This is a genomic window from Paenibacillus sp. L3-i20 (genome assembly GCF_022180385.2).
In the GTDB taxonomy this organism is placed as follows: Bacteria; Bacillota; Bacilli; order Paenibacillales; family Paenibacillaceae; genus Pristimantibacillus.
Genome location: NZ_BQME02000001.1, coordinates 699,671 through 725,549, shown reverse-complemented (window position 1 = coordinate 725,549; position 25,879 = coordinate 699,671). Strand labels below are relative to the sequence as shown.

Genomic DNA, 25,879 nt, shown 5'->3' with positions numbered 1-25,879 from the left:
GGAGTGAAGAGATTGATGAAAGTAGAGCCTTTTCAAATTATCCAGGAAGAAAAGAATGGCCAATACGTTTTGCGTTTAGTTGGTGAATTGGATTTATCAGTCGTTCCGCAGTTAAATAGTGCATTAGAGCCAGTGCTTCAACGTGAAGATATAGCTCTTGTGCTTGATCTGAGCAAGCTTTCGTATATTGATAGTACAGGGATTGGTATTATCGTATCTATTCTTAAAACTAGAGATCGGTTGAAAGCACCGTTCTATGTACAGGAAGTGCCAGCTTCGATACAAAGATTGTTCGATTTGACAGGAATATCGAAGTATTTAGTAAAAGGGACAGAAGCATGAGCGCCGTTCAATTGCGAATACCAGCTAATGCAGACCATATCGACTTAGTTAGAATATGTCTATACGGGATCGCTGTAAAGGTAGGTTTTACTTATGAAAATATCGAGGACATGAAGGTTGCCGTGTCTGAAGCATGTAATAATGCTGTTCTTCATGGCAGTGATCAATCCCATCTCGATGTTATCGATATTACGTTTGAGCAAACTAATGTTTCACTCGTTATCAGTATCCGCAATAGCGGACCATCATTTGCTTATAAGGAAGCCCGTAAGCAAGCTGCACCATTACAAGGCGATACACCAGAATCGCTGCGTATAGGTGGACTTGGCATCTATTTGATGGAAGCGCTCATGGATGAGGTTGTTGTTCAATCAAGCGATAGTGGAACCGAGGTTCGATTAACTAAATTGTTATAAATCAATAAAGACAGGCATATTTAAATAGTATTAAGATGGATAATTTGGGATTATTAGAAATAGAGGTGTTCTAATGACTGAAGACAAAGAAGCACCTGAAAGAAGCAGAGAAAGATTAAGACAAGAGGAATTAAAAGGTAATCCGACTGGAAATATGAACGATTCGTTTACTAGAGCTCAAACGGGAAGTTTTGCTGATTTAACAGGTGGTTTAGGTTGGAAGGGAACAGGAATAGTTATACTTGTAATTATAGTAGGTTTTATAATAGCAGCACTACTTATAAAGTAAGGAGGCCAGCAATAGTGGCCTCCTTTTATTATGCGACTTATTTCACCGCTTACGAAAGATTCGTTCCTCTTGCCAATATTCGTCGAAGCGGGCTTTATGAACCGATAAGAATGACTCCTTGTTACCTAATGCTAGGAAGCCGTCTTGTGCTAAGCTATCAGCTAATACACCATGAACACGCGTCTGAAGCGTTGGGTTAAAATAAATTAACACATTACGGCATAATATAACGTGAAACTCGTTAAATGAGCCGTCCGTAGCCAAATTATGTTGAGCAAATGTCATATGCTTCTTCATGAAAGGAAGCACGTAAGCATGGGTGTGATCGGTTGAATAGTAGGCAGAAAACTCTTGAATGCCCCCAGCTTGTAAATAATTTTTAGTATAGGCCTGCATCCGCTTAAGAGGGAATTTGCCCTCCTTTGCCTGGACGATGGCTTCTTTGCTCATATCGGTTGCATATATAGATGTTCGCTCTAGAAGACCTTCTTCTTGCAGAAGAATAGCCATGGAGTACACTTCTTCTCCAGTGGCACAGCCTGCATGCCATATACGAAGTGACGGATACTCTCGAAGTATGGGAACAACTTTTTTGCGAAAGGCAAGGAAGAAGTTAGGATCACGAAACATCTCAGTCACTTTTATAGAAAAATCTTCAAGCAACTTCTCTAGATATCCGTCCTCATAAAGCGTCTTTTCCAGCATAGCTGTAACAGTTGGTAAACGATCTAAGTTCATCCGATTTCGAATACGTCTTCTTAGTGAGGAGCGCAGATAGTTGCGAAAATCATAGCCACGAATACGGAAGATCGCTTCCAGCAGCAAATCCATCTCCAGTTCCTCGCGTTCTGAAAGTTCCTCTCGACCATCAAGCTCATGCCAATCTTCCGTTATTTTGCCAAAAGGATTGGCCTTGTCCCCGTGTTTCAATGCTCCACCTGCTTCGTCAGCCATACACGCATGAGAGAAAACAGCTGTTCCATTTGTATAGGCTTGCTAATATAGTCGGATGCTCCTGCTTCTAAGCAGCTTTCCAAATCACTCTTCATCGCTTTTGCAGTAAGCGCAATAATCGGCTTATCCTTCATGACAGGATGCTGTCTTAGTTGTTTTGTTGTTTCGAAGCCATCCATAATCGGCATCATAATATCCATAAAGATGATATCAAAGTCGGTATTGTTTTCTATAATATCCATACATACTTTCCCGTTATCTGCGACGGTGACGTGCAATCCCTTGTTCTCCAGCGCTTGCACCATGGCGTACACGTTGCGCGCATCATCTTCTACGAGAAGAACTCTTTTGCCATGGAACAAAGCAGCTTCTTCCACACTTTCACTAGCATCCGCAGGAGAGGAGTCAATCCGTGAACGAACCATTGCTGAGTTCTCATTAGAAATTTTTTGCGGTGATTGTGCTTCAATACTTACAGCCGCTTCTTGTGCAGCATTTTCTAGCTCTACTAAAGCTTCATCATGTTTAATCGGCAAATAGAGAGTAAAGGAACTTCCTTTATGAAGCTCGCTCTCAACTGATATATTGCCCCCAAGCAACTGCGCAAATTCATTACATATTGACAATCCAAGGCCAGTTCCACCGTATAGACGATTTGTGTTTCCATCTACTTGCTGGAATGCCTCAAAAATTAGCTCCTGCTTGTCCTTTGGTATGCCGATACCCGTGTCGATGATAGAAAATGCTAGCAGCTCCTGTGATGAAAGTTGAGACATGTTTTCAGTCACTGAAGGATCAGCCCAGTGGATCTTAAGTGTTACAGATCCGCTTTCAGTAAATTTAAATGCATTGGAAAGCAAGTTTTTCAAAATTTGTTGCAGCCTTTGACCGTCCGTATACATAATTTTCGGGATGCTGGACTGTAATTCAATTTGAAAGGTTAGTTCCTTTTTTGATGCAACAGGATCGAAACTTAAACGCATGAGCTCGGGAATTTCCGTTAAATTAACCTCATCCATAACTAAGTCGATTTTGCCGGCTTCGATTTTGGATAAGTCCAAAATGTCATCAATGAGCGTAAGCAGATCATTCCCGGATGAATGAATGACACGTGCGTATCCAGCTTCTTCATCCAAAAGCGATTTATTTTCATTTTCATAAAGCAATTGAGAAAGGATCAGAATGCTGTTGAGCGGTGTCCGAAGTTCATGGGACATGTTCGCTAAGAAATTTGTTTTGTATTGAGCGCTTTGCTTCAGTTGCTCTGCATATTGCTCAAGCTCGTATTTTGCTTGTTCCAGCTCTTTAGTTTTCTGCTCGGCAAATAGATTTTGCTCTTCCAAATGCTCTGTCGTCATTCGCATTTCTTCTTGCTGCATCTGTAGTTCCTCAGATTGCGCCTGCAACTCTTCGGTTTGTGCCTGTAGTTCCTCCGTCATAGCTTGAGATTCATTCAGAAGTCGAACAACTTCCATACGGCCTCCAACATTATCAATCGCAACTCCGAAATGATCTTCAATCTGTTCCAATAGTTTCAAATGTTGTGTAGTAAATGGCTCTAAGGAAGCAAACTCAATAACAGCGATGACTTTGCCTTCGAACTCTACGGGAACGACCAATACGCTTTGCGGGGTAAGCTCGGTTAAACCCGTTCGAATATGTGCCGCATAGTCTTTAGGCCCGTTCAGAAGATACGTGCGCTGATCTTGTGCGCATTGTCCAACAAGACCTTCGCCCATCTTAAAGCTTGTTTTCCCTCTTTCTGCACCCATCGAGGCATAGGCTGCTACTTTTTCTAGTCGCTGTTGCTCACCAAAACCTCTCTTTGCATAAAAAACGCCATAAACGGCTCCAACCATAGGTGCCACTTTGCTCAAAAAGGATTTAGCTAGCTCAGTGAGATCATTCATCCCATGATTCATCGTAGCTACTTCGGCGACGCGTGTCTGTATCCAAGATTGGGATTCTAGCATTTCTAACAAACTATTAGTCGCTTCGGCCAAGTCTCGAACTTCATCATGTGTATTCACATATATTCGCTTAGTTAAGTCTCCACGTGATGCAGAAATTTCTGTAATGGTAGTAGTAACTTGCCGAATTGTTTTTACAATTGCATTTGAAACAAAGGAAACGATAAAGAAAGCAACAATAGCAACCAGAAACAGCAAGCCATAAAGTGACAATGTCAACTTTTCGTTACGTTCGTTAATTTGATTAATGTAGGCCTTGGTTGCATCTAATTGTGCGAACCGAAGCGATTCGAGCTGATTACGTAATTGATCGATATCTTGTTTGCCTTTATCATCTGCAAAATAATTCATAATGCCTTTTGAGTCATTACGTTCTTTTAATTCGATGGTATATTCGCCTGTCGTTTCGATCCAGTGCTGAATCGTCAACTTAATAGCGTCCAGTTCTTCTCGCACACTTGAATCGCTGGACAGGAGAGTATATAAGTTGTTGTAATTGGTTTCCCATTGGGATTTTCCATGACGATATGGTTCTAAGTAGGAGTCATTGCCCGTGATGAGATAGCCCCGCTGACTCGTTTCCATATTAATGACGTTATAGCGAATCGTCGTAATCAAATTATGTACTTCCAGATCACGACTTGTAATAGTCTCTATCTCGTATTGCATTGTATTGATTCGTTCTGTGACGACCACGATAGCACCGCCTAGGCAGCATATAATAAGAATGTAGCCTAACGCTATTTTTAATCGAATACTAGCTTGTATTGCTTTTTGCATAATGTCCTCCCTTAACCAAGGATAATTGCATCTATTTATGGTTTGACACTCTATTATAACATGAAGCTCCTTGAACCAAACAATTCTAGCAAAAAATTGAGATGTTTCAAACGATGAAAGGGTGGGTAATTAACATATATAAGAGGAGATGACGCTTATGGAAACGATTATTGGTATTTGTTTAGTCGTGATAACGCTGGCCGTTCTTTTATTGTTATATGCTGTTTACAACACGTTAAAAGTGGCTGGAAAAACGATGGAAGAGGCTAGTTTAACGATGGTCAAATTACGATCTGAAGTTATTCAAATGAGCGCTGAGGCGAAAGAGATTGTCCAACATACGGGTGCTGTAACACAAGATGTTCGTGACAAGTTGAAGGAGCTAGATGATTTGTTCCAAAGTATAAGTGAAGTAGGGAAAGCTACCCACATGATAACGACAGCGATGAAAGAAGGGGCTGCAGGTGCGATTGCCAAAGTGAAGAACAGCAACCAACTAGATGCAGTAGACCGTGCAGAAGAGAATGGAGTGATTGGGGCGATTGCTGATGGAGTTACGTCATCGATCCGCATATGGAACAGACTAAAGCAAACTTAAGTTATACTAGTATGTAGTAGAGAGGAATGTGTGTAATGAAGTATGGACCCATCCAATTGACGATACCGGCGAAAGCCGATTATCTGGATATTGTTCGATCAGCCCTATATGGCGTTGCGGTCAAATGTGGTTTCTCATTCGAAGATATTGAGGATATGAAAGTTGCAATAACTGAGGCTTGTACGAATGCCATATTACATGCTTATGAAGGTAGTACAAATAGCGGTTCCGTTGATATTTCTTTTATGTGGAACGGTGAAGCGTTAATGATTACTGTTAGGGATTATGGCAGGAGTTATGAATATAATCCAGGTAAACAACGATCATCAACGTTGCATTATAAACCACTAAATGAAGTTACCGCGGGAGGTTTAGGTATATTTATGATGCAAGCCCTAATGGATGATGTGGAGGTTTGTATAGAAAATGGTACGGAGGTTGTACTGACTAAGCGCATGAGCAGAAGTGAGGAAATGGTATGAAGGAGTACTCTTCAGGCTTAACTCCACTGCAAATAAAAGATTTGATGGCGAAGTACCAGACGGATGCTTGTAATGATAGTGCGACGACTCTCTTGCTTCATTATGAGTCGATCGTTCGAATGGCAGCAGGGAAAATGTCGAGGAGCAGACCCGACCTTTATGAGGATCTATTCCAAGTCGGTCAAATGTCTATGCTGCGTCTTCTTGCTCAGTTTGAGCCGGATCGGGAAATTCCATTCGAAGGTTACGCAATGAAAAGTATCATTGGCCATCTGAAAAATTATTTACGGGATAAATCATGGTACATACAAGTTCCACGCCGAATTAAAGAAAAAGGATTGCTTATTCAGAAGGCAATTGATCATTTGACTGTCTCGCTGGGTCGCTCCCCCAAGGTAGAAGAAATAGCAGATTATTTGGAGCTTTCAGTAGAGGAAACGATCGAAGTGCTTACATCGAGGGAATCGTACCAATATGTCTCCCTTGATACCCCACTTTCCTCAGAAGGTGAGAGTGCTGCTACAATTGGCGACATGATTCCCGATCAAACAAATGATTTACTCTCCATTGAAGGAAGAATGGACCTGAAGGAAGCGCTTTCGGAATTGAAGCAGCAAGAACAGTCTGTCTTAACGTTAGTTTATTCAAGCGGACTATCTCAGCGTGAGGTTGCAGAGCAGTTAGGTGTCTCTCAGATGAGTGTGTCGCGAATACAGAGGAAAGCGGTTGAGAAGCTGAGAGGAATATTAAGTAAGGAACAAGTGGAGGGATGAATATTACCTTCGCTTTTCTTTGTGTGTTTACACTTCCTTTGCGTATTTCCAAATAATCACTGTCATAAAACAGCCTCCAATCCGATTTATAATGCGGATTGGAGGCTGTTTTGTATTTAAGAATTTCGAAAAGGGCTACGTTATTGTGCAGGGTCAGGGGCGAGCCCTCTTTTCAAAATTTCAGAGTTGGTTGGCATAGCTTGCATTTCTTTGCCTAACTTCACCATATCTTCTTCCCGAGGAGCCATTGAATTAGCGATCGTCGTGTCACAAGCTTCTTCAAGAGCTTCTTCGATTGTATCTTTTGTTTGTGAGCATAAGGACTCTTTGAACTCCATCGTACGCTTACCAATTGCCTGAATTTGATTGGATAGATCTGCACGGAGCCGCTCTCCCGATTTGGGAGCAAGAAGTAGCGCTGTTGCTGCGCCAATAACTCCACCTACGACTGCGCCGATCAATATTCCGTTACCTCCGGATTGTTTGGACATACAAGATCTCTCCTTTTTATAAAAAAATTAAGGCTTATTGCCTTCTACTTTATATGTAAACCGTTTAGCTCTTAGCTAAACAAGGAAACATCCTTTTGTTTTACGTTGCTACATGTTTTTACCAAGGGGTAAACCAAATAAAATAGAAAAATTGCACAATAATAAGTGGTGAAGGCTGGGAGGAGTGGATGAGCAGTTGGCACCGAAACGGAGTTACTTTGCATTTATCGGGTTATTCATCGTTATATTTGGTTTTACAGCTTATTTTCTTTGGCAAAAGGAGAGCGAGAGTTCAGGTGGGAATAGGGATGAGCCTAAAGTTACTGCACCCTCTATTCAATCGGACTTCAAACAACATAAAAGGTATGATGTTATTGTTGCCGGTACAGATCCAGAAGGGGTAGCGGCAGCGATTTCTGCTGCAAGGAACGGATTAAAGGTATTGCTTATTGATGGGAAAGATCGTGATCGGTTAGGTGGCCTCATTACGCTTGGTTGGCTTAATTCGCTCGATCTGAATTATTCACCAAAGCGCTCCAGTATTCCGGGTGAACATACTTTTTTAAACAAGGGCATATTTCAGGAGTGGTACAGTCAGCTAGAAGGAACTTCTATCGATGTTACGACGGCCGCTAACGTATTTCAGAAGATGGTGCAAGCAGAATCCAATATCGATGTGCTCATCAAGACTCAATCCATAAAGCCGCTCATGAATGGGGCGGCTGTCAATGGATTGATCATTGTTGACGAAGCTGGGCAGGAACAGCGGATTCATTCAAAAGCTGTAATTGATGCAACTCAAGACGGAGATATTGCAGCGCTTGCTGGCGCTTCGTATACAGTAGGTCGTGAAGACTTAGGCAATCCAGAAGCACGAATGGCAGTGACACTTGTATTTAAGATGAGTGGAGTTACAGACGAGATTTGGCGATCATTCGGCAAGCGCGAGGATACTGGCATTGACAAGATGAGCGCTTGGGGCTTTCTAGATGCGAAGAATTATAAGTCAACTAACCCTGAACGGGTAGGCCTTAGGGGCTTGAATATTGGGCGGCAAAATGACGATACTATCCTTATTAATGCCATGCATATTTTTGGTATTGACCCTTTGACCCCCGCTTCCATTGAGGAAGGTTTCGCTATTGGTCGCAAGGAAGCACCACGTATTATCGCATTTTTAAAAGATAACTTTAAAGAGCTGCAGCAGCTTGATTATGCGGGTACTGCTCCAGAATTGTATGTAAGGGAAAGTCGTCATATCAATGGGGAATACCGTTTGAAGATGACTGATGTGATGGAAAACCGCAATTTCTGGGATGCAATCACATATGGCTCTTATGATGTTGATATACAAAGACTAAGCAATGAAGATACAGGAGCTATTATGATGTCTCCTCTGCAATATGGTGTGCCATTCCGTTCGCTTGTTCCACTCAAAATAGATAAGTTGCTCGTTGTAGGAAGGGCTGCTAGCTTTGATACTTTGCCTCATGGAAGCGCCCGTGTCATTCCGCTTGGTATGGCGACGGGAGAAGCTGCCGGTGCAGCGGTTAAGCTTGCAATAGAGGAAGGGATTTCTCTACGGCAGTTGTCGAAGTCAAAAGAACATATTGCTGAGCTTCAAACACGGCTGGTGAAGCAAGGTATGGACTTAACGATGCATTCATTTGAGCTGCCGAAATATGCACAACATAAGGACTATAAAGGTCTGCTTGCAGCGGTTAGCATGAATATGACAATTGGCGGATATGACAATATGCGCTGGAAACTGGATGGTGCTGTTAGTGCAGAGCAATATCACCATATGATGTTGCGGCTTAGTCTAATGCACCCCTCCTATTTTAAGGGTAATCGTGAAACGGCATGGCCTGTTGCGATAGAAGATAAAGGAACCATTACGCTGAAACAAGCGGCTTATGCGATTTGTGAAATGGCGGGAGTTAAAGTAACGCCGACCAGTGCTGTAGACGAACTTGTGAATCGAGGTTGGCTGAAGAAAGAGACATTATTAGGCATTACTAATCAGCGAGCGATTACAAATGGAAACTCCTTTATGCTTGTCCGTGATGTTGTGGAGTTATATGCGGGCGCAAAGTACGAATAAAGAAGGCCCGACGATTGTGTATCGTCGGGCCATTACATTTATTTTTTGAAGAAGCTTTCGAATGCGGTTTTAATGCCCTCTTGATCGCTGGAAATAGATAAAAGCACGTAGTTGCCATTTCGGATAATTTGATAGTTTTTAGCATCTTCGTATTGATCCTGCAAATATGTAGAGAAAGTTTCAATAATATCTTCTGCACGTTTCGTTAAACCAGCTTTTACATCTTCATAATTTTTAAGTGATTTTAATTTTACTACGACTAATTCCGTTGCTTTAGTATTCATCATAGCTTGATTATATACACCGTCAGCTACTAAATCCGCCGGATCGAAATAATAAGAATCTTTTATTTGTTCACCCGTTGCCTCCATCAGCACAGGGAGTTGCACATCAGCCAAAATTTTGTCCATAATATCGGATACTTTAATCGTATCTGCTGACTCTGGATCAGGAGTCGGTTTTGGCTTTGGTTTGTCCGTTGGTGTTGGCTTTTCCGTCGGTTTCGGACTAGGCTTTGAAGTCGATGGCTTATCTGTCGGCTTAGGGCTAGGCTTCGAGGTTGACGGTTTGTCCGTTGGTTTTGGCTGTGATACGACCGGTTTGTCTGTCGGTTTAGTTGTTGGTTTTTCAGACGGTTTTGCGCTTGCTGTTGGCTTATCAGTTGGCTTATCTGATGGTTTTGTAGTTGGTTCTTCAGTTGCTGTTGGAGCAGTCGTTTCCGTTGAAGGTGTTTCAGTTTCATCAGGTTTTTCTGACGCCTCTGGCGTACCAGTTGAACTCGGTTCATTTACATTTGGTTTCGTTGTCGCGTTCGCATTTCCTTCGGTGTTACCGTTGCTGCAACCAGCTGCGAATACCGATAAAGCTATCGTTAACGCGGCCATTGTTTTGAACAGTTTCTTGTTGTTGATCATGCTCGCTTCTCTCCTTAGTTCTAATGAAGTCGAACAACAGACGACCGAGCATGTCCAAAAGTTGCAGCAGCGTTCAAATCGTGCGGGTCAAAACTAATGTATCTTGTTCATGCTTCTATAGGCAAAATGGTTCGTTGGTCCGTGTCCTGCACCGAAACCAAGCTGATGCTCAATCGCTGAATCGATAAATGCTTTTGCTATTGTAACCGAGTCCAGAAGCGATTTTCCTTTTGCTAGTCCGCTAGCAATAGCTGCTGAAAAAGTACAACCTGTACCGTGAGTATGACGAGTATTTACCCGTGGGCTTTCAAAGGAATAGACGTTGTTTTCTTCAAACAACATGTCTATGACAACATCTCCTGTAGAAGGATCATGTCCACCCTTCAAGATGACCGCCCTTGTACCCATATCCAACAATCGCATGGCTGCTTCCTTACGATCATCAAGTGTCACAATTTTCATGCCAGTAAGTGTCTCCGCTTCGGGAATATTGGGTGTAACTACTGTAGCAAGAGGAAATAGCTTCGTTATAAGGGTGCTTGTAGCTTCTTGAGCTAATAAGGAAGCTCCGTCTTTTGCAAGCATGACGGGATCGATGACTAGATTGCACCATCCATATCGTTTCATGTTTTCGGCTACAATTGTGGTGATTTCTGCGTTTGCAAGCATACCAGTCTTAAGTGCATTTGGCGGAAGGTCGTCGCCAATCGCTTGAAGCTGAGCGGATACAGCGGCTGTTTCTACGGGAAATATACGATGTACTCCGAGCGTATTTTGCGCAGTAATTGCAGTAATCGCTGACATACCGTACACTCCTAGCTCTTGAAACGTTTTGAGATCAGCTTGAATGCCAGCACCACCGCCGCTATCTGACCCGGCTATCGTCAATACTTTACTTACGGAAGTATAATTAACCATCGTTTACAGGCCCCTAACGTCTGAATAATCTCCTATTATTGTAACAAGCGATTGCCTTGAATAAAATGGGATAATTTCATAAACGTATCGTAATCAGTTGCTTCGCACTCTCAATTTTGATAGTTTGGATGAATGAATGTAAATAATAGATGTTGTCACAATAGAAGAAATAAAGGGAGACGTGTATAAATGTCTATGGAGATCGAACGAAAGTTTTTACTGCCGCAATTCCCTGAGGAATTACGAATAAGTGGAGAGTTAGTTGTTCAACTAAACCAACGGATTGAGCAAACATATTTGGCGATGGATGATAACGAAGAGATCAGAGTACGTCGTATTGCTGCTGAGCCATCTGGTGAAATTAGCTACACCCATACGTTCAAAAAGGGGAATGGCTTAGTGCGCGAAGAAGTAGAATACGAAATATCCGAAGGAATCTACACGCAAGTAGTTAAGGCATTCGAATTTACACCACTTACGAAAGATCGTATAACTGCCAGCTGGAATGGCATAACGGTCGAAATTGATAACTACGATCAAGTGAAATTGTCAGTATTAGAAGTGGAATTTTCATCAATAGAAGAAGCAAATGAATTCGAAGCACCATCGTGGTTTGGAGAAGAGATCAGTTCTCAGAAACAATACAGCAATAAGACGGTTTGGAAGCAGCTGCAAGGGGATAAGTGGCGGAGCGAATAAACAGTTTACATCTTTGTAGTACCTAAGACATTTGTAGAGGAATGACCTCGTACTACGAAGGGAGGGAGTAGTCGCTTGTCCATCTATGATCAACGATATTATTTGAGAAATTTAAATTTACTTAGAGACAATGTTCCCTCATTCGAGCAATATCCATTCAATTTAGATGCTATTCGTGAGCTCAGTGAACTAAGCTTTCATCCAAAAGTAACTTATTTGGTCGGAGAAAATGGCTCAGGTAAGTCGACTCTGATGGAAGCTATTGCCGTTGCCCTTGGATTTAATGCGGAGGGCGGGACGATGAACTTCTCGTTTGAAACTGCGGCAACCCATTCCGAGCTATATAATTATTTGAGAATAGCGCGAGGGGCAAGAAGGCCTCGTGATGGCTTCTTCTTCCGAGCAGAGTCATACTACAATCTAGCGACGAGCATTGATGAGATGGACCGTGCAGGTGGATTCGGTAGGCCTATCATCGACTCCTATGGAGGCAAGTCACTCCATCAACAATCGCATGGCGAATCTTTTTTAGCGACGTTTCTCCATCGATTTGGTGGGAATGGACTATATATTTTGGACGAGCCAGAAGCCGCGTTGTCACCCTCAAGGCAGCTCGCTATGCTGGCTAGAATGCATGATTTGATACGGGATAATTCTCAGTTTGTCATTGCGACACATTCGCCTATTTTACTTGCTTATCCAGACTCAATCATCTATCAGCTATCATCCGATGGAATCCAAGAGACGACATGGGAAGAGACCGATCATTACATCATTACAAAGCAATTTCTAAACAATCGGGATCGTATGCTGGAGAAGCTTCTTGTTGATGAAGATGACGAATAATACCAAGAAACCGCGGCGAAATGAAGTGACCCTTAAAGTTAGATACCGTCTAACTTTAAGGGGTGTATTTCAATAACGCAGCGGTTTCTTATTAGCAACTCGAATGATCACATTCTCATTTTTTCACTTGTTTCTGCAACTTTTCAAATAACGCTTTTGTTTCAGCAGGTGCTTCTTCATTATAAACAATATATAAGTCCTCTAGCTTCATTACGATAAAAGGTGATGACTTCTTGAATACATACAATTTCGCAGCTCCTAGATCATTGAGCTTGAAATTGCCTCTAGCGAAAGCTGAAGTTGCTATGCCGTTAGATCGGAAGCCGGTAGGGAGCATTGTTTCTAGTTCCAACTTTTGAATATCTTTGCTATGAAATTTGTAAGGATACTCTGTATCTTCAATCGTAACGAAACCACTGTCGTCTATAAGTAATTGTGGTGCCGTCGAATCAGCGCGAATGAGCATCGTCGTCACAGGTATTATGACAACAGCGATAACAATAAAAGTACCGTAATAGATCACTTTACCAGTGGAAGTGGCTCTATTTACCGTCCTTCCAATCCCAACTCGTTTTTCTACCATTGTTGATCGATTATCGGGATTAAAATAGGTCATACCATGTCGCCAATACTGGTCACTATCTGCAACATAACTTTTGCCATCCGTATGTGCGAAGCGGTATTCCAGATCTCTAATCCGATTATGTACATAATAGATTCCGAATAGTGGCACCAAGGACATCATAGCAATTCCGCTTGTCCAAAGACCCCTGCTTAGCGAAGCACCCTCACTTAGAACATAGTAAGCGATAAAGCAATTCACAACTTCAAAAATGGCAAGCGCAAGCCATAGTACGGACCAATATTTTCGAGCAGCATGATGAATGGCTAAGTTAGGCAGAGCATTCCGGCTATAAGCACGCTGCTTGCCGTGTGTGAATGTGAGTGATAGAAGTAACATAACACCTGTCATTAGTAGAGATGCTATACCGGTTAGTCGAAGCAAGAGATTATCATTTTGAACGGAAATAATGATCAAAGGTATGGATAACAGAGCAGGTACGAGGAACAAGTAGGGAGATAGCGGGTTCATGCGAGAGTAGTGTGCAATCTCCTTATCGATGGTAATTGTTTTTTGTTTGCCAACAAACCAACCATTATCTCTTTTCAACATGGCTGCCTTGTGATGAATTTGTTTAAATGGTACTGTTGAAGTTAAGCTAACAGCAACTAGCCATAGACACAAATAAATAAACGCAGGTGCGGCATTGTCTCCTAGCCATAGTAAAGGCAGCAGGGCAACAATGTATGCAACAGCGAATGATGCACAACTCTTTATAAATGGTTTACGCAAAGCGTTTAATCTTGCATCCTTTAACGCTTCGTTAGGGAATGTGACCCCGAACCAAATATGTTTTTTTGGCTTCGTTTGCGAGAAGAAAATAAGAAGTATAATAGCGATAATAAGTAGTGCGGGTATGAGTACAACAGATGTGTCCAATCTTTTACCTCCTATGTAAAGCGGTTCTTATTCGTTCACGCCCAATATAATATAGACGATTTGTTTTTGTCAAAGATGAAGGAGATGTTAATGATGATACGATTCGGCATTATAGGAACAAACTGGATTACAGAACGATTTATTGCAGCTGCAAGGCAGCATGAGGAATTTCAGCTTACTGCGGTCTATTCCCGCACGGAGGAAAGAGCACGTGAATTCGCTCAAAAGCACACTATTGCATACACATTTATAGATTTAGAAGCTATGTTAACAAGCGGTGAAATCGATGCGATTTATATTGCTAGCCCAAACAGCTATCATGCTGAGCAAGCAATTACTGCGATGAACTACGGCATACATGTGCTTTGTGAGAAGCCTGTTGCGTCTAATGTTCGTGAGTTTAAAGAAATGATTGAAGCATCTAAACGAAATAACGTGTTGTTGATGGAAGCTGTTAAATCGACAATAATGCCTGGTTTTGAGGCTGTAAAAGAAAATATCGGGCGTATTGGTACAGTACGACGTTATTTTGCGAGCTTCTGTCAATACTCTTCCCGTTATGACGCATATAAGGATGGTACGATCCTTAACGCATTCAAGCCAGAGCTATCCAATGGATCGCTAATAGATATTGGCGTGTATTGTATTTATCCTGCTGTTGCGTTATTTGGCAGACCAAAGTCTGTAAAAGCGACAGGTTATTTGCTAGAGTCAGGTGTAGACGCCGAAGGAAGCATATTGCTAGAGTACGAGACAATGGATGCAGTATTGCTGCATTCGAAAATATCAAATTCCTCAATGATCAATGAAATCCAAGGTGAAGACGGCAATATAACCATTAATAAAATTAGTGAACCAACTAAGATCGAGCTCCACTTCCGTAACGGTGAAATTGAAAATATTTCGAAGCCAACGATTGAACATTCCATGTTCTATGAAGTAGCAGAGTTTATTTCTCTCATCAACGAAGGTCGGACGGAATCAGCGATTAATACATTTGAAACGTCGCTAATTACACTGGAGATCATGGATGAAGCTAGACGACAAATGGGAGTTATCTATCCAGCCGATGGGGTTACTGCATAACGTTTAATAGTACCTATAGTCGACATGTTGAAGCCATCGGAGGAATGGACTTGCGATATTTCACAACAGAGATGTACGAGAAGATGCAAGTTAGAGGAGCTCTAGTCTTTCCGGCCAATCAAGAGGAGCTTGAGCTTGTTAAGCAAAGGTATGTGGAGTATGGGCGAGATTTTGAAGCTCTAACGACGAAGTCTTTTGAAATAATAAAACCGCTATTGTTGAAGTACGCACCTGAACCTATTATTGAGCTGATTGAACGTGGCGAATTGACAGGTATTCATTATCCTAAACCGGAAGTACTAACCATGGTGAAACAATGGAGGACAGAACTTGATGAGGAATGGAAAGAGGCGTGCAGGCAATATCAGGATGGATATGCTAATTACGAACATAAACTGCCGGTAGATCGCAAAATAATTCATCTTCTACATGATTCTAAGTTGTTAGAAATTAATATCAATGAGGATGGAAACATTGAGCTACTGCTTGATAGCAGCAGCTCGATGCTGAATGATAATCAACTCCGACTTCATTTTCATGGAGTGTCGGAGTATGAGCTTTCAGAGGATATGATCGGAAACTGGTGGCTCTATGAGGAGCTGTTTTGGAACGAGGAGGAAGGCTCCTGTACAGTTAATGCTCTGCTCAGCTCTCCTCTTGGTTATCTCACAATGAATGTGCTCAAAATTGTAGCAAAGGACGTTTCAGTCCAGTTTAGCTATGATAAGCGATAGATTGCAAAAGGATCACCGTGTCGGAATTGCTCACTCAATTGATTGAGCTCGGCAAGGGTAGCGGCATCCAGCTCCAGTATATTGCTGTTTAAATTGTCCCGCAGTTGCTCTACAGTAGTTGCACCAACGATGACAGTACATACTTGTGGTTGTTGCATTAACCACGCCAGTGATAGTGCACTTGCCGTGCTTTCTAGTCTGCTTGCCATTTGTCCAACCTGACTTCCGAATTGTATTCTTTCTTTGCTAAGGAACCTTTGGAAGTTAGGATCTGTAATGGCTCTGGAATCTACAGGTGCTCCTTGCGAAGCGCTGTATTTACCAGTAAGGATGCCTCCTGCAAGCGGAAAATATGGAATAATCCCAATGCCTTGATCCACACACATTGGGATTAGTTCACGTTCAGGCGTTCGATCAGCTAAGGAGTAGCTAGTCTGCATAGAGACAAAACGGTTTAGCCCAAGTCGATCACTAATACCAACCGCCTTCATAAGCTCCCATGCATAATAATTCGATGCCCCAATGTAGCGCACTTTGCCTGATTGAATCATATTCTCCAGCGTTCGAAGTGTCTCTTCAAGCGGCGTTTCTGGATCAAACGTATGAATCTGATAGAGATCGACATAGTCGGTACCGAGTCTCTTCAAACTTTGCTCCAGCTCCAAAGTGAGATGACGACGGGAAGATCCACGCTCGTAAGGCCCAGGTCCTCTTGGAAGACCAGCTTTTGTTGTAAGAACTGCTTCATGACGACGACCTTTAAGCGCATCCCCGATAATTTTCTCCGATTCTGTTCCCGCATAGATGTTGGCCGTATCGATAAAGGTGATGCCATGATCTAGGGCGTAATGAATGATTGCTTTCGAAGTGTTCGCATCAGCTCGTTTGCCAAAGGCATTTGTCCCGAGTCCAAGCGCGGAAACCTTTAACCCGCTGTTGCCTAGAAGGCGATATTTCATATGATCAGCCCCTTATTGTTAATTGAGTAATTGCCTCAGATAATTAGATTCTAGTATACCTATTTTCCCAAAAGTTGAAAATGAATCACGCTGACAGGTATAATGCCCCTATCAACTACAATTTAATTAGGGGGCTAAATCAATGAAATTTGTTAGCAACAAAGGTATTACTGACCCAGCGCTTAATCTGGCTCTCGAAGAGTATATTTTGCGTTCCCTTCCTGACGACGATTACCTTCTTTTTTATATAAATGAACCGTCCATCATCATCGGCAAAAACCAAAATACGGTGGAGGAAGTTAACGGCGAGTACGTAGAAGCGAATAACTTACATGTTGTGCGCAGGCTTTCAGGCGGCGGAGCAGTCTACCACGATCATGGCAATTTGAATTTCAGCTTTATTATGAAAGATGATGGCGGTTCCTTTCACAACTTTAAGAAGTTCACTGAGCCTGTCGTAGAAGCGCTTCGAACATTGGGAGTTGAGGCTGAACTGACAGGTCGCAACGATCTTCAAGTAGGTGAACGTAAAATTTCCGGTAATGCGCAGTTTTTCTCCAAAGGAAAAATGTTCAGCCATGGTACGCTGTTGTTTGACTCGGAAATCGAAAATGTAGTTTCCGCACTTAAAGTGAATGCTGAAAAATATGTATCCAAATCAACTAAGTCGATCCGTAGTCGAGTAGCGAACATCTCTGAATTTTTACCGGAGCCAATGACGATTGAAGCATTCAGATTGGCATTGCTGCAATCACTATTCGGCGATTCAGAGCAAATACCAGAATACGTATTAAGCGAAGAAGAGTGGAATGCTGTCCGTGATTTAGCGAATGAACGTTACCGCAGCTGGGAGTGGAATTACGGCCGATCACCTGTTTTTAACGTTGGACAAAAGAAACGTATCGAAGGAGTAGGAACGTTCGACATACGTTTGCAAGTAGAAGAAGGTCGGATTGTAGAAGCGGCCATCTTTGGTGATTACTTCGGACGAGGGGACAGTAATGAAATAGCGCTGAAGCTCGCTGGTGTTCGATATGATGCCACATCGCTTAGTGAGTGGACGGACGGAATTGACCTTGCCCATTACTTCGGTTCCATCACGAAGGAACAATGGCTGGAATTACTCATCTAACTCCAATAAGGCTGTAATTAAACGATGAGCTTCTTTTCTACACGAAAGTAAGCTCAGTCCTATGATCAAAAGAGTTGCTTACAAAATGAATCAGATTGTGTGATTAGGGAGATCGTTAGTTCCCTTCATACAGTCTGTTTTTGTTATGTGCGAATGAAGGATTTCCTGTATAATGAATAAAAATGTAAAATTTTATATTTTAAAAAAATCAAATATCACAACAGGGATATCCGACAGCCGAACTGGTTCTTGCGGGCATCCCTTTTTTAATTTTAATCTGCACTGCATGAAGGAGATGAGGGACCAATGAAACAAGCTTGGAATAGTGGGAAAAGGAGTGGAACTGATGTCATCGCACCGGCCGTTTTAATTGGAGCACTTGCCTCTTTTTGGTTGTTCGTTTTTTTTAGCGCAAATTATACAGAAAGCACAGTAACAACAGAGCTATCGGAGCCAAGATTAACTTATTATGAAAATGAGAAATCTATACTTGAGGTTTTTCCAGATCCTACAGTAAAGGCTGGAAGTACATTTAACTATATTTTTCATTTTACAGAAAGTCATAAGCACTTTGAGGGAAAAAAACTGTCAGTCGATGTTATCCATCTTGAAACGGGGCATCGGCTCAGCCCGATCCAATCGAGCCTGATTACAGAATATAGCCCTCCAGAAATGATGATGGAACGATTTATCGTTAGTTGCGCCTTGCCATTAGGCGGAATGTGGCGTTTCGAGGTTAATTTTGATGGCAAAAAATACGCTGATGTTCTGTTGGAAGTAGGCGAGCCAACATGGGAACTTAGCCCACTATTCACTGCGGAAAATAGTGAGCTGACGGGTGTGGAAAATAAGGTTGGTATTATTAGTCCTGGGTTCATAGCAAAACAACCAAACAAATATATGTGGCATTTGTGGGGATCAAAGGCCGAGCTTGATGGGCCACTACGAGTAATGGCTGTTAAGGAAGGTAGCCCAGAAATGATTTCCGTACTATATATAAAATCTTTTGGCACTGGAATTCGTGGTTCTACTCGAACTCATCCGAGCATGATGGAGCTTCCGGAACCCGGTAAATGGATGTTGCTCCCCATTGTAGATGAACGATTAGTGGAAGGTATTGTGGTTGAGGTGTTGGAGCGCTAGTTTTCGGTCATTGTTTGTTGCGTAGAAAATTACCAAAACTAACAAAAAGGACAAACCAAAACGTCGTATTGGCGTCTAGGGTTGTCCTATTTGTTAGCAATTACAACTCAAATTTTCCCTTTCATATGAAACATCTGCCATAGTAACCCGTAATAAGATATAATCAAATTCGCATGACAAAAGAGGAAGGGTGAATGTCATCTTGGATCAAGGTATGAAAGTTGTATTGATGGAAAAAAGCGCTAATGGTGATTTGCATCAAATAGAGGAACGTAATTGGACTATGAACATGGTTGCAGCATTAGAGCATGTTAATTATATCGTTGTAGGTAATCGAGAATATGAAACAATCGAAGGCAGATTAAACGTAGATTTAGGTAGATTGGAACTTCTACTTGTTCCTATAAATTCATAAAGTATCGTCTAGGAAGGTGGTTGAACTGTGACTGAACGAACTAGTAACAAAAAGACAACATCCAAATTGTTTACACCGGATGGAAAGCCTCTACGCGTATTATCTACTTCCCTTGGGGTAGCGTTACTTGCCAATGCTATATTTAGCACTGGAGTAGCGGCGACAGGTAATGCTACATCCGCAGACCCACCTAAACTTGTTTCGTGGTCTACTGACGAAGTAAAAGCTTACTTCGATAAAAACGTTGATTGGAGCCTTCCGCTGCCAATTGAAGAGGAAGAAGAAACATCAAGTGATGGAGCGGGGACAACAGTAGTCAACCATTATAACTCTGGATTTGGATGGGACGATCTTCTTTTGTATCATCTCTTGTTCAATACCGGCTCAAGTTATTCATCATCTCGTTATTACAATAATCGACCAGCCCACTATTCATCAACTAGCAAATCATATAAGCCAAAGATGTATACCAGTGATATGTTCCAAAATAAATATGTTGCAGGTTCGTCGGTAATGCCGAAAACATCTACTTCGACAGGCTCCGTGACTAAAAGAACAACATCATCGAAACCTGGAGCTATTGGAGGCAAGTCTAGCGGACTAAGCTCATCATCAAGCTCCAGCAGCAAAAGTAGCAGGTCTAGCGGTGGATTCGGCGGATGAGTAGCGTATTCGAAGTTCTGTCCGAGCCTCATCCAGATCGCGCTAGTCGTACCGAGGAACTTAAAAATCTTGGTTTCACATGGGCAGACATCGGTGCAGAGCGGTATTGGATTGATCAGGTTGTAGCTATGAATAACGAAGTGTATAAGGAACTCGAATATGCTTCGTCAATGTTATGGAACATACTCGACCGCACCGCTCGTTATATTCATCGTAATCACGGATTGTATGAGCTGGTCGGCATTCCGCCGATCCTCTGGAATATGATTGACGATCTACCAATGCCAGAAGAAGGCCTAATTAGCCGCTACGCGAGATTTGATTATGCGATAGATAATGAAGGATCAATTAAGCTTTTGGAGCTTAACTCGGATACGCCAACAGGTTATGTAGAAGCATCTATTGTGACACCATGGATCTGTCAGCAGAGTGGGCTTTCATCGCCAAACCTAGCTATGCGAGATCTTGTTGCAGAGGCATGGGCGGTAGAGAAGCCGGATACGGCAGCATGTGTAGCCTATGGTGAGCATTTAGAGGATTCAGGAACGATAGAAGCATTGGTACGCCATAGCGGCCTCGATGTCAAATGTAGAGATGTTCTAGAACTCTATGTGGATGAAGGTATTTTGAGAGATAGCGAAGATCGTCAAATTCAACGTATGTTTGCGCTATATCCGAAAGAGTGGATGGCGGTCGATGATGGCGGAGATGCACTAGCATACTCAGTAGAAACGGGTAATGTAGCATTAATCAATTCGCCGCACAGCATTCTTTTGCAATCTAAAGGGCTGCTGGCAGTCGTTTGGGGACTATATGAGCTAGGGCAGCTATTTAGCAACGAAGAAAGAGAAGCCATCGGAAGGTATGTTCTTCCTACTTATAATAAGCCAGTATTTGAAGGGAGCTTCGTGTCGAAGTCAATGTTCGGGCGCGAGGGCGGTTCTGTGCGGCTATTTGACGCTACTGGCACGTTAGAAATAGAAGATCAGGATGGATTCGATACGAGTGTGTTATTTCCTACGGTCTATCAGAAGCGGGCCGAGCTTGCTCGAATTGGGACATCAGAAGGTGACTTGCATCTGCTGACAGGAATGTTCGTCATTAATGGGAAGCCTTGCGGGATGCTGGGCAGAGTCGGCGGGCCAATTACCGGTAACACAAGCCATTTTATCGCGATAGGAGTGAGATAATTGCAAATGAATAGGGATAGTAGCAGTGCAGCCTTCCATAGGAAAGGTCTATTTTCCAAGCTAACTTTAGGTCTGACACTCGCACTAATGCTGATACTGACTGGTTGTACATCGAATACAGATTCGGTCCTTCATACATCAAGAACGACAGGGGAAGCAACTGAAGCAAAAACGGTTCGCGTTCCATGGGATTATAAAATAGTTGAAGGCAGTGTCGGTGATTTGATCGACAGTGATATGATGGTGCTGCCTGAATATCAACTGATGACAAACGACGGAAATTACGCAACTGGAGATAAGGTGTGGCTGTTGCAGTTTATGGATGCTGAGATGGCAACCGACAACAATCAGCGCAATAAAGTAAGGTTATCGTCATGGAGTACGATCAAAACGTACAAAACACAAGATGCGGCAACAAAAGATATGAACAATTTGAAGATTGCTGTTACGACAGATGTAGATTTGGTTGGCGTGTATAAGACGGAATTTAAAGGTGAGACTCGCAACTTCGCTGTCGTAGAATTGCCATCAGGGAACCGTGTGAAGCAGCCGATTGATGATAAACGATACAAAGAAATAGAAAAGAAAAAGACAGTAAGTGTTCAGCTTGAGGAAATTCACGACTATGCAGATTATGATTTAGCTTATGCAAAATTTAGGGGGTGGGCGAAATGACAATCGTATTAAATATTGTTATTAGTGTAATTGCAATTATTATTCTTCAATTGCTTGGAATGTTCATCTTTAACTTGATGACGCCTTATAAAGATATGGACGAGTTGAAAAAGGGTAACGTTGCTGTCGGGTTAGCGCTCGGCGGCAAGTTTATCTCGACAGCTATTATATTAGGTGTAGCAGCTTATACGAACTCATATATTTGGTTTATGGTATTATGGTTTGCTATCGGTTACGTATGCCTCATTGCGGCCTATTGGTTGTTCGAGTTATTGACTCCAAAGTTCAAAATATCCGATGAGTTAGTGAAAGGGAACACGGCAGTAGGTATTTTGCTATTCTGCGTTTATTTAGGCTTCGCCTTTGCAATTAGCAGCTTAATCATTTAATAGAAAAAGCAGGCTGTGCTTGAGTAAATCAAGCTGCAGCCTGCTTTTTTGGATTGCATCATACACTACCGCGCAATATTTCTACATCGGCCGAAAGGATGTCTTCACCTTCATAAAGCATGAAGCGGCCTTCCTGCCATTCAATACGCATCAGCTTCCGATCGTCAGATTGGAATTGCCATACGGCTTGTTCACCGCCGTACATGAAGGGTGTTTTGCCGGTAGAAGAAATAGTGTCGTTGTATTGCTCCTCTAGATGGTAAGTGCGATCATCCATTTCTAGTGTCATTGGTACTTCTGTAATGGAATCTAGCCGTCCATCTATGGGTGAATAGAGAGAGTATACAGTGGTTTCCCGATCTTCAATCAACAGGTAACGAAGATCAGCACCATCTTGTAACGTAAGCATTATTGTTTTGCGTCGCTCGTTTAATGTGCGTCCGATCACTTGATAAGTGACCATGGATACTTCACAGGCATCCCCTGGTCCAATGGTCAATACGCTGCGTTCTGCAATTGGCGGCTCATGTCGTTTAATAATTCCGCGTAAACGTTGGAATATGCTCATAGGTGCTTACTTCTGCTCAAATTGCTTCATAAGCGCAGCTAGCTCGTCTTCGACAGCCCTATTTTTCCCGAGATTTGCGAACTCATCGTCAATCGATTTGCCCTTTGAAGCCGCAAGATCATTGCTTGCTTCTGCCATAGCTTCAGCTTGGAGCATCTTCTCTTCCATTCGCTTCATGCCGGATGCGGCGGAGCTAGTTCCGAAGCTGGACATCGTCTTATTAATTTCTGTTTGTGTCTTGGCAGCTTGATAGCGCGCCACAAGTGTATCTCGTTTGTTTTTCAAATCGCTTAGTTGGGTCCGCATCTCATCGAGCTTGCCTCTTAAGTTGTTAGCAAGCAGTTGGTTATCGATAAAAGCTTGTTTATATTGGACTACTTTTTGCTCCACAGCTTGTTTATCTTCAATAACTCTGCGTGCTAAATCGATGTTTTGCTCTTGGACTGCTATTTGTGCTTGTTCGGTACGCTTCTGTAACAGTTGCTCTTGCTCTTCATATTGCTTCTTGAACTTTTTCTCTAAAGCAATTTGTGATGCAACAGCTTTCTCAGCATCTTGTAAGTCTTCTGTCATATCGCGAATGTATTGGTCAGTTAGTTTAATTGGATCTTCGGCTTTTTCAATTAAAGAATATACATTTGATAATGTTAGATCACGCAAACGTTTAAACAAGGACATGGTAGAACCTCCTGTTTTTTTGGTATGGTTTCCAATACGAAATGTATGTTGAATGGTTTCAAGTCGCTTACAGTGAGGAGAATAACGATGCACTTTATTCGTCTTTTATCGACCAAGTTGTTACAACTCAGTAAGGTAACGATAACGATCAGCATTATTTTATTCGTTATGATAAGTGCAACTATTGCGTATGTGTTAGAACCTACGACATTTAACACTTGGTTTAATGCTTTTTATTGGGTACTAACGACAATGGCTACAGTAGGTTATGGAGATTATTTTGCTAAGACGGTAGAAGGTAAGGTCCTTACTATTTTTCTTTATATTTTTGGCATTGGCATGCTAAGTCTTGTAATCGGGAAGATAATAGATTCAATCGCGATATTCCAACGCAGGAGAGGAGAAGGTACATTGAGTTTTCAAGGAGAAAATCATATCATTATTATCAATTGGAGTAAAAAGGCGCAAATCGCGGTAGAAGAAATTTTATCCCACAAGTCCAAAACCTCTATTGTCATTATAGATGAATCTGGCCGTCATCCTATGGAACATCAGAAGGAAGTTCATTTTATTAGCGGTGATCCCTCCGAGGATGAGGTTTTATCAAAAGCGATGATTGAGAAGGCGAGAGCAGCAATTATATTTGGAGATGTTCGAATTGACGAAGCATCGCTCGTTGATGGTAAGTCATTGCTTATTACGTCAAGTATTGAGCGGATAGCCCCTCACGTACATACAACAGTTGAGATCATTCAAGAAAAGCATATTCGAAACTTCCATCATGTGAAAGTGAATGAATTTGTATTATCGCATGATGCAATATCACGCTTAGCTGTTCGCTCCGTTATGCAAGAAGGTAACTCGGAAGTGTTTAGACAACTGCTAAGCAGAGATTATGGCGATGATATTTATGAAGTTGCTATTAATCGGGCTTGGCGTACATATGGTGATGCTTTTAAAGGATTACTTGATCAAGGAGCGACATTGTTATCTGATCGTGGCGATCTCGGTATTAATCGTAAGCTTGATACGCCAATACCGGCGGATGCAAGGTTGTACATTATAAGCGATGAAGAGACTTATCTACGAATTAAAGGGAAATAGTAGTAGGGAAAAAGAGGGTTAGCCTTACTTTAATCGAGGAGGACAGCGATGCGAGCCAGCAGATTGGTGTCCATTGTATTATTGCTTCAAAGTGAGGGGAAGATGACATCGAAACAACTCGCGGATCGGCTAGAGGTAACGGTAAGGACGATTATGCGAGATATGGAGGAACTAAGTGTTTCGGGTGTTCCAGTTTATGCAGAACGGGGACAGCAGGGAGGTTGGTTGCTGTCAGAGGGGTATCGGACTAATCTTACAGGCATACACGCTGACGAATTAGCTGCCCTTTTAGTGTCCAGTCAAGCCGAACCTTTGGGAGATCTGGGGCAATCGAAAAATCTGAACACAGCCATGCAGAAGCTGCTCGCAGCTGCAACAGAAGCTGCAAGGTCGAATGCGGCAGCAGTGAGGAAGAAGATATATATTGATGGAGCTGGTTGGTATACGGCAAATAGAGGGAAGGGCCTTAAGGAGCAGCCGCTTCTTGCTGTTGTACAGGAAGCGCTCTGGCTGGAGCGGGAACTGAAACTCACATATGAACGTGAAGGTGCTCTAGTTGAAAGAATCGTATATCCCCTAGGCCTAGTAGCGAAACGAAGTGTGTGGTATTTGGTTGCAAAGGTCGATCAAGGTGAGTTTCGCACTTTCCGTATATCACGCTTGCGTAACTCTGAAGTTCTTCTAGATTCATTTACCCCTCCGGATGACTTTGATTTAGCGCTTTATTGGCAGCAATCCTTGCAACAATTCAAAGATAAGCTGCCTCGGTTTCCTGCTAGAATTAAGTTGATAACATCGCTACTGGAGCGGATCGAGAGAGAACGATTTGTATCAATTATGAACGTAGAGCCTGCTCAAGAAGGTTGGCTTGAGGCTGATGTAGAATTTGAAACAATCGAGTCTGCATGTGAGATTGTAATGAGCTATGGAGCGAGGGTAGCAGTGCTTGCACCAGTAGATCTTAGGCAACTGATTATAGATGAAATAGAATCGGCGAGAATGGTATACTTATAACATGTTGGAGCAAAAAAATAGCGTAACTACAATAATAAATACTTAGGGAGAT

At 42.3% G+C, this 25,879-nt stretch carries 29 protein-coding genes; 20 read left to right on the top strand and 9 right to left on the bottom strand.

Annotation, left to right across the window (positions count from 1 at the left end; all coding sequences use genetic code 11):
- Positions 1-15 precede the first annotated feature (15 nt).
- The 3 genes from MFF31_RS03610 (at position 16) to MFF31_RS03600 (ending at position 1,047) form a co-directional block, all read left to right on the top strand.
- Complete coding sequence (locus MFF31_RS03610; protein WP_238188474.1) at positions 16-342, top strand: STAS domain-containing protein; 327 nt, start codon at positions 16-18, stop codon at positions 340-342.
- A complete protein-coding gene (gene rsbW / locus MFF31_RS03605) occupies positions 339-758 on the top strand; it encodes an anti-sigma B factor RsbW (protein ID WP_238186755.1) in 420 nt (139 codons plus the stop codon). Before MFF31_RS03610 ends, rsbW (MFF31_RS03605) begins: the two co-directional genes overlap by 4 nt.
- Before the next feature lie 73 nt (positions 759-831).
- Positions 832-1,047, top strand: coding sequence for a DUF6366 family protein (locus tag MFF31_RS03600; RefSeq protein WP_238186754.1), 216 nt, complete (start codon positions 832-834; stop codon positions 1,045-1,047).
- A gap of 42 nt (positions 1,048-1,089) precedes the next feature.
- Here MFF31_RS03600 and MFF31_RS03595 read toward each other — a convergent pair whose 3' ends face one another.
- Together MFF31_RS03595 and MFF31_RS03590 are read right to left on the bottom strand one after the other, a co-directional pair.
- The gene (locus MFF31_RS03595; RefSeq protein WP_238188473.1) at positions 1,090-1,878 is read right to left on the bottom strand and encodes a CheR family methyltransferase; all 789 of its coding nucleotides are present in this window, start codon (positions 1,876-1,878) and stop codon (positions 1,090-1,092) included.
- Between the two features lie 95 nt (positions 1,879-1,973).
- Complete coding sequence (locus MFF31_RS03590) at positions 1,974-4,751, bottom strand: ATP-binding protein (protein ID WP_238186753.1); 2,778 nt, start codon at positions 4,749-4,751, stop codon at positions 1,974-1,976.
- Between the two features lie 157 nt (positions 4,752-4,908).
- On the opposite strand from MFF31_RS03590, the gene MFF31_RS03585 reads away from it, so the two are divergent.
- The 3 genes from MFF31_RS03585 to MFF31_RS03575 are packed head-to-tail and all read left to right on the top strand — an operon-like array spanning position 4,909 to position 6,604.
- Entirely contained in the window at positions 4,909-5,349 is a 441-nt protein-coding gene (locus MFF31_RS03585; protein WP_238186752.1) for a DUF948 domain-containing protein, read from the top strand.
- Between the two features lie 35 nt (positions 5,350-5,384).
- Positions 5,385-5,831, top strand: coding sequence for an anti-sigma B factor RsbW (rsbW, locus tag MFF31_RS03580; protein ID WP_238186751.1), 447 nt, complete (start codon positions 5,385-5,387; stop codon positions 5,829-5,831).
- Positions 5,828-6,604 carry a sigma-70 family RNA polymerase sigma factor gene (locus MFF31_RS03575; RefSeq protein WP_238186750.1) on the top strand — a complete coding sequence of 259 codons (777 nt, stop codon included), beginning with the start codon at positions 5,828-5,830 and terminating at the stop codon, positions 6,602-6,604. Before rsbW (MFF31_RS03580) ends, MFF31_RS03575 begins: the two co-directional genes overlap by 4 nt.
- A 140-nt stretch (positions 6,605-6,744) precedes the next feature.
- Here MFF31_RS03575 and MFF31_RS03570 read toward each other — a convergent pair whose 3' ends face one another.
- A complete protein-coding gene (locus MFF31_RS03570) occupies positions 6,745-7,095 on the bottom strand; it encodes a YtxH domain-containing protein (protein WP_238186749.1) in 351 nt (116 codons plus the stop codon).
- 184 nt (positions 7,096-7,279) lie between these two features.
- Between MFF31_RS03570 and MFF31_RS03565 the strand changes: the two genes are divergently transcribed.
- Positions 7,280-9,199, top strand: a complete 1,920-nt coding sequence (locus tag MFF31_RS03565; protein WP_248565390.1) for an FAD-dependent oxidoreductase — start codon at positions 7,280-7,282, stop codon at positions 9,197-9,199.
- Positions 9,200-9,237: 38 nt separating this feature from the next.
- Here the strand turns inward: MFF31_RS03565 and MFF31_RS03560 are convergent, their stop codons facing one another.
- Positions 9,238-10,113, bottom strand: a complete 876-nt coding sequence (locus MFF31_RS03560) for a DUF4358 domain-containing protein (protein WP_238186747.1) — start codon at positions 10,111-10,113, stop codon at positions 9,238-9,240.
- Positions 10,114-10,206: 93 nt separating this feature from the next.
- Positions 10,207-11,031, bottom strand: coding sequence for a bifunctional hydroxymethylpyrimidine kinase/phosphomethylpyrimidine kinase (gene thiD / locus MFF31_RS03555; protein WP_238186746.1), 825 nt, complete (start codon positions 11,029-11,031; stop codon positions 10,207-10,209).
- 189 nt (positions 11,032-11,220) lie between these two features.
- On the opposite strand from thiD, the gene MFF31_RS03550 reads away from it, so the two are divergent.
- Positions 11,221-11,730 (top strand): CYTH domain-containing protein, encoded by a 510-nt coding sequence (locus MFF31_RS03550; protein WP_238186745.1) that lies wholly within the window; start codon positions 11,221-11,223, stop codon positions 11,728-11,730.
- A gap of 75 nt (positions 11,731-11,805) precedes the next feature.
- Complete coding sequence (locus MFF31_RS03545) at positions 11,806-12,576, top strand: AAA family ATPase (RefSeq protein ID WP_238186744.1); 771 nt, start codon at positions 11,806-11,808, stop codon at positions 12,574-12,576.
- Between the two features lie 115 nt (positions 12,577-12,691).
- On the opposite strand, the gene MFF31_RS03540 is transcribed toward MFF31_RS03545, so the two are convergent.
- On the bottom strand, positions 12,692-14,077 hold the full coding sequence (locus MFF31_RS03540; RefSeq protein WP_238186743.1) for a hypothetical protein: 1,386 nt from the start codon (positions 14,075-14,077) through the stop codon (positions 12,692-12,694).
- Between the two features lie 93 nt (positions 14,078-14,170).
- Here MFF31_RS03540 and MFF31_RS03535 point away from each other — a divergent pair, with 93 nt between their 5' ends.
- Positions 14,171-15,163: a Gfo/Idh/MocA family protein gene (locus tag MFF31_RS03535; RefSeq protein ID WP_238188472.1), complete on the top strand. Its 993-nt coding sequence runs from the start codon at positions 14,171-14,173 to the stop codon at positions 15,161-15,163.
- Positions 15,164-15,207: 44 nt separating this feature from the next.
- Positions 15,208-15,897: a DUF4085 family protein gene (locus MFF31_RS03530; protein WP_248565389.1), complete on the top strand. Its 690-nt coding sequence runs from the start codon at positions 15,208-15,210 to the stop codon at positions 15,895-15,897.
- Here the strand turns inward: MFF31_RS03530 and MFF31_RS03525 are convergent.
- Entirely contained in the window at positions 15,882-16,856 is a 975-nt protein-coding gene (locus MFF31_RS03525; protein WP_238186741.1) for an aldo/keto reductase, read from the bottom strand. The genes MFF31_RS03530 and MFF31_RS03525 overlap by 16 nt on opposite strands.
- Before the next feature lie 142 nt (positions 16,857-16,998).
- Here MFF31_RS03525 and lplA point away from each other — a divergent pair, with 142 nt between their 5' ends.
- From lplA to MFF31_RS03490, 7 genes are all read left to right on the top strand, one after another.
- Positions 16,999-17,988, top strand: coding sequence for a lipoate--protein ligase (gene lplA, locus MFF31_RS03520; RefSeq protein ID WP_238186740.1), 990 nt, complete (start codon positions 16,999-17,001; stop codon positions 17,986-17,988).
- Between the two features lie 306 nt (positions 17,989-18,294).
- Positions 18,295-19,131 carry a DUF4871 domain-containing protein gene (locus MFF31_RS03515; RefSeq protein ID WP_238186739.1) on the top strand — a complete coding sequence of 279 codons (837 nt, stop codon included), beginning with the start codon at positions 18,295-18,297 and terminating at the stop codon, positions 19,129-19,131.
- Between the two features lie 202 nt (positions 19,132-19,333).
- On the top strand, positions 19,334-19,546 hold the full coding sequence (locus tag MFF31_RS03510) for a hypothetical protein (protein WP_238186738.1): 213 nt from the start codon (positions 19,334-19,336) through the stop codon (positions 19,544-19,546).
- A gap of 27 nt (positions 19,547-19,573) precedes the next feature.
- Positions 19,574-20,209 (top strand): hypothetical protein, encoded by a 636-nt coding sequence (locus MFF31_RS03505; RefSeq protein WP_238186737.1) that lies wholly within the window; start codon positions 19,574-19,576, stop codon positions 20,207-20,209.
- Positions 20,206-21,399 (top strand): glutathionylspermidine synthase family protein, encoded by a 1,194-nt coding sequence (locus MFF31_RS03500; protein ID WP_238186736.1) that lies wholly within the window; start codon positions 20,206-20,208, stop codon positions 21,397-21,399. The genes MFF31_RS03505 and MFF31_RS03500 overlap by 4 nt, the downstream gene beginning before the upstream one ends.
- A 6-nt stretch (positions 21,400-21,405) precedes the next feature.
- Positions 21,406-22,074, top strand: a complete 669-nt coding sequence (locus MFF31_RS03495) for a signal peptide protein (RefSeq protein WP_375541269.1) — start codon at positions 21,406-21,408, stop codon at positions 22,072-22,074.
- Positions 22,071-22,463 carry a DUF350 domain-containing protein gene (locus MFF31_RS03490; RefSeq protein ID WP_238186735.1) on the top strand — a complete coding sequence of 131 codons (393 nt, stop codon included), beginning with the start codon at positions 22,071-22,073 and terminating at the stop codon, positions 22,461-22,463. The genes MFF31_RS03495 and MFF31_RS03490 overlap by 4 nt, the downstream gene beginning before the upstream one ends.
- A 58-nt stretch (positions 22,464-22,521) precedes the next feature.
- Here the strand turns inward: MFF31_RS03490 and MFF31_RS03485 are convergent, their stop codons facing one another.
- Together MFF31_RS03485 and MFF31_RS03480 are read right to left on the bottom strand one after the other, a co-directional pair.
- Positions 22,522-23,031, bottom strand: coding sequence for a DUF4178 domain-containing protein (locus tag MFF31_RS03485; protein WP_238186734.1), 510 nt, complete (start codon positions 23,029-23,031; stop codon positions 22,522-22,524).
- A 6-nt stretch (positions 23,032-23,037) separates the two neighbouring features.
- Entirely contained in the window at positions 23,038-23,709 is a 672-nt protein-coding gene (locus tag MFF31_RS03480; protein ID WP_238186733.1) for a PspA/IM30 family protein, read from the bottom strand.
- Between the two features lie 87 nt (positions 23,710-23,796).
- Here MFF31_RS03480 and MFF31_RS03475 point away from each other — a divergent pair, with 87 nt between their 5' ends.
- Together MFF31_RS03475 and MFF31_RS03470 are read left to right on the top strand one after the other, a co-directional pair.
- Positions 23,797-24,813: a potassium channel family protein gene (locus MFF31_RS03475; protein ID WP_238186732.1), complete on the top strand. Its 1,017-nt coding sequence runs from the start codon at positions 23,797-23,799 to the stop codon at positions 24,811-24,813.
- Between the two features lie 48 nt (positions 24,814-24,861).
- A complete protein-coding gene (locus MFF31_RS03470; RefSeq protein ID WP_238186731.1) occupies positions 24,862-25,827 on the top strand; it encodes a helix-turn-helix transcriptional regulator in 966 nt (321 codons plus the stop codon).
- Positions 25,828-25,879: the final 52 nt, after the last annotated feature.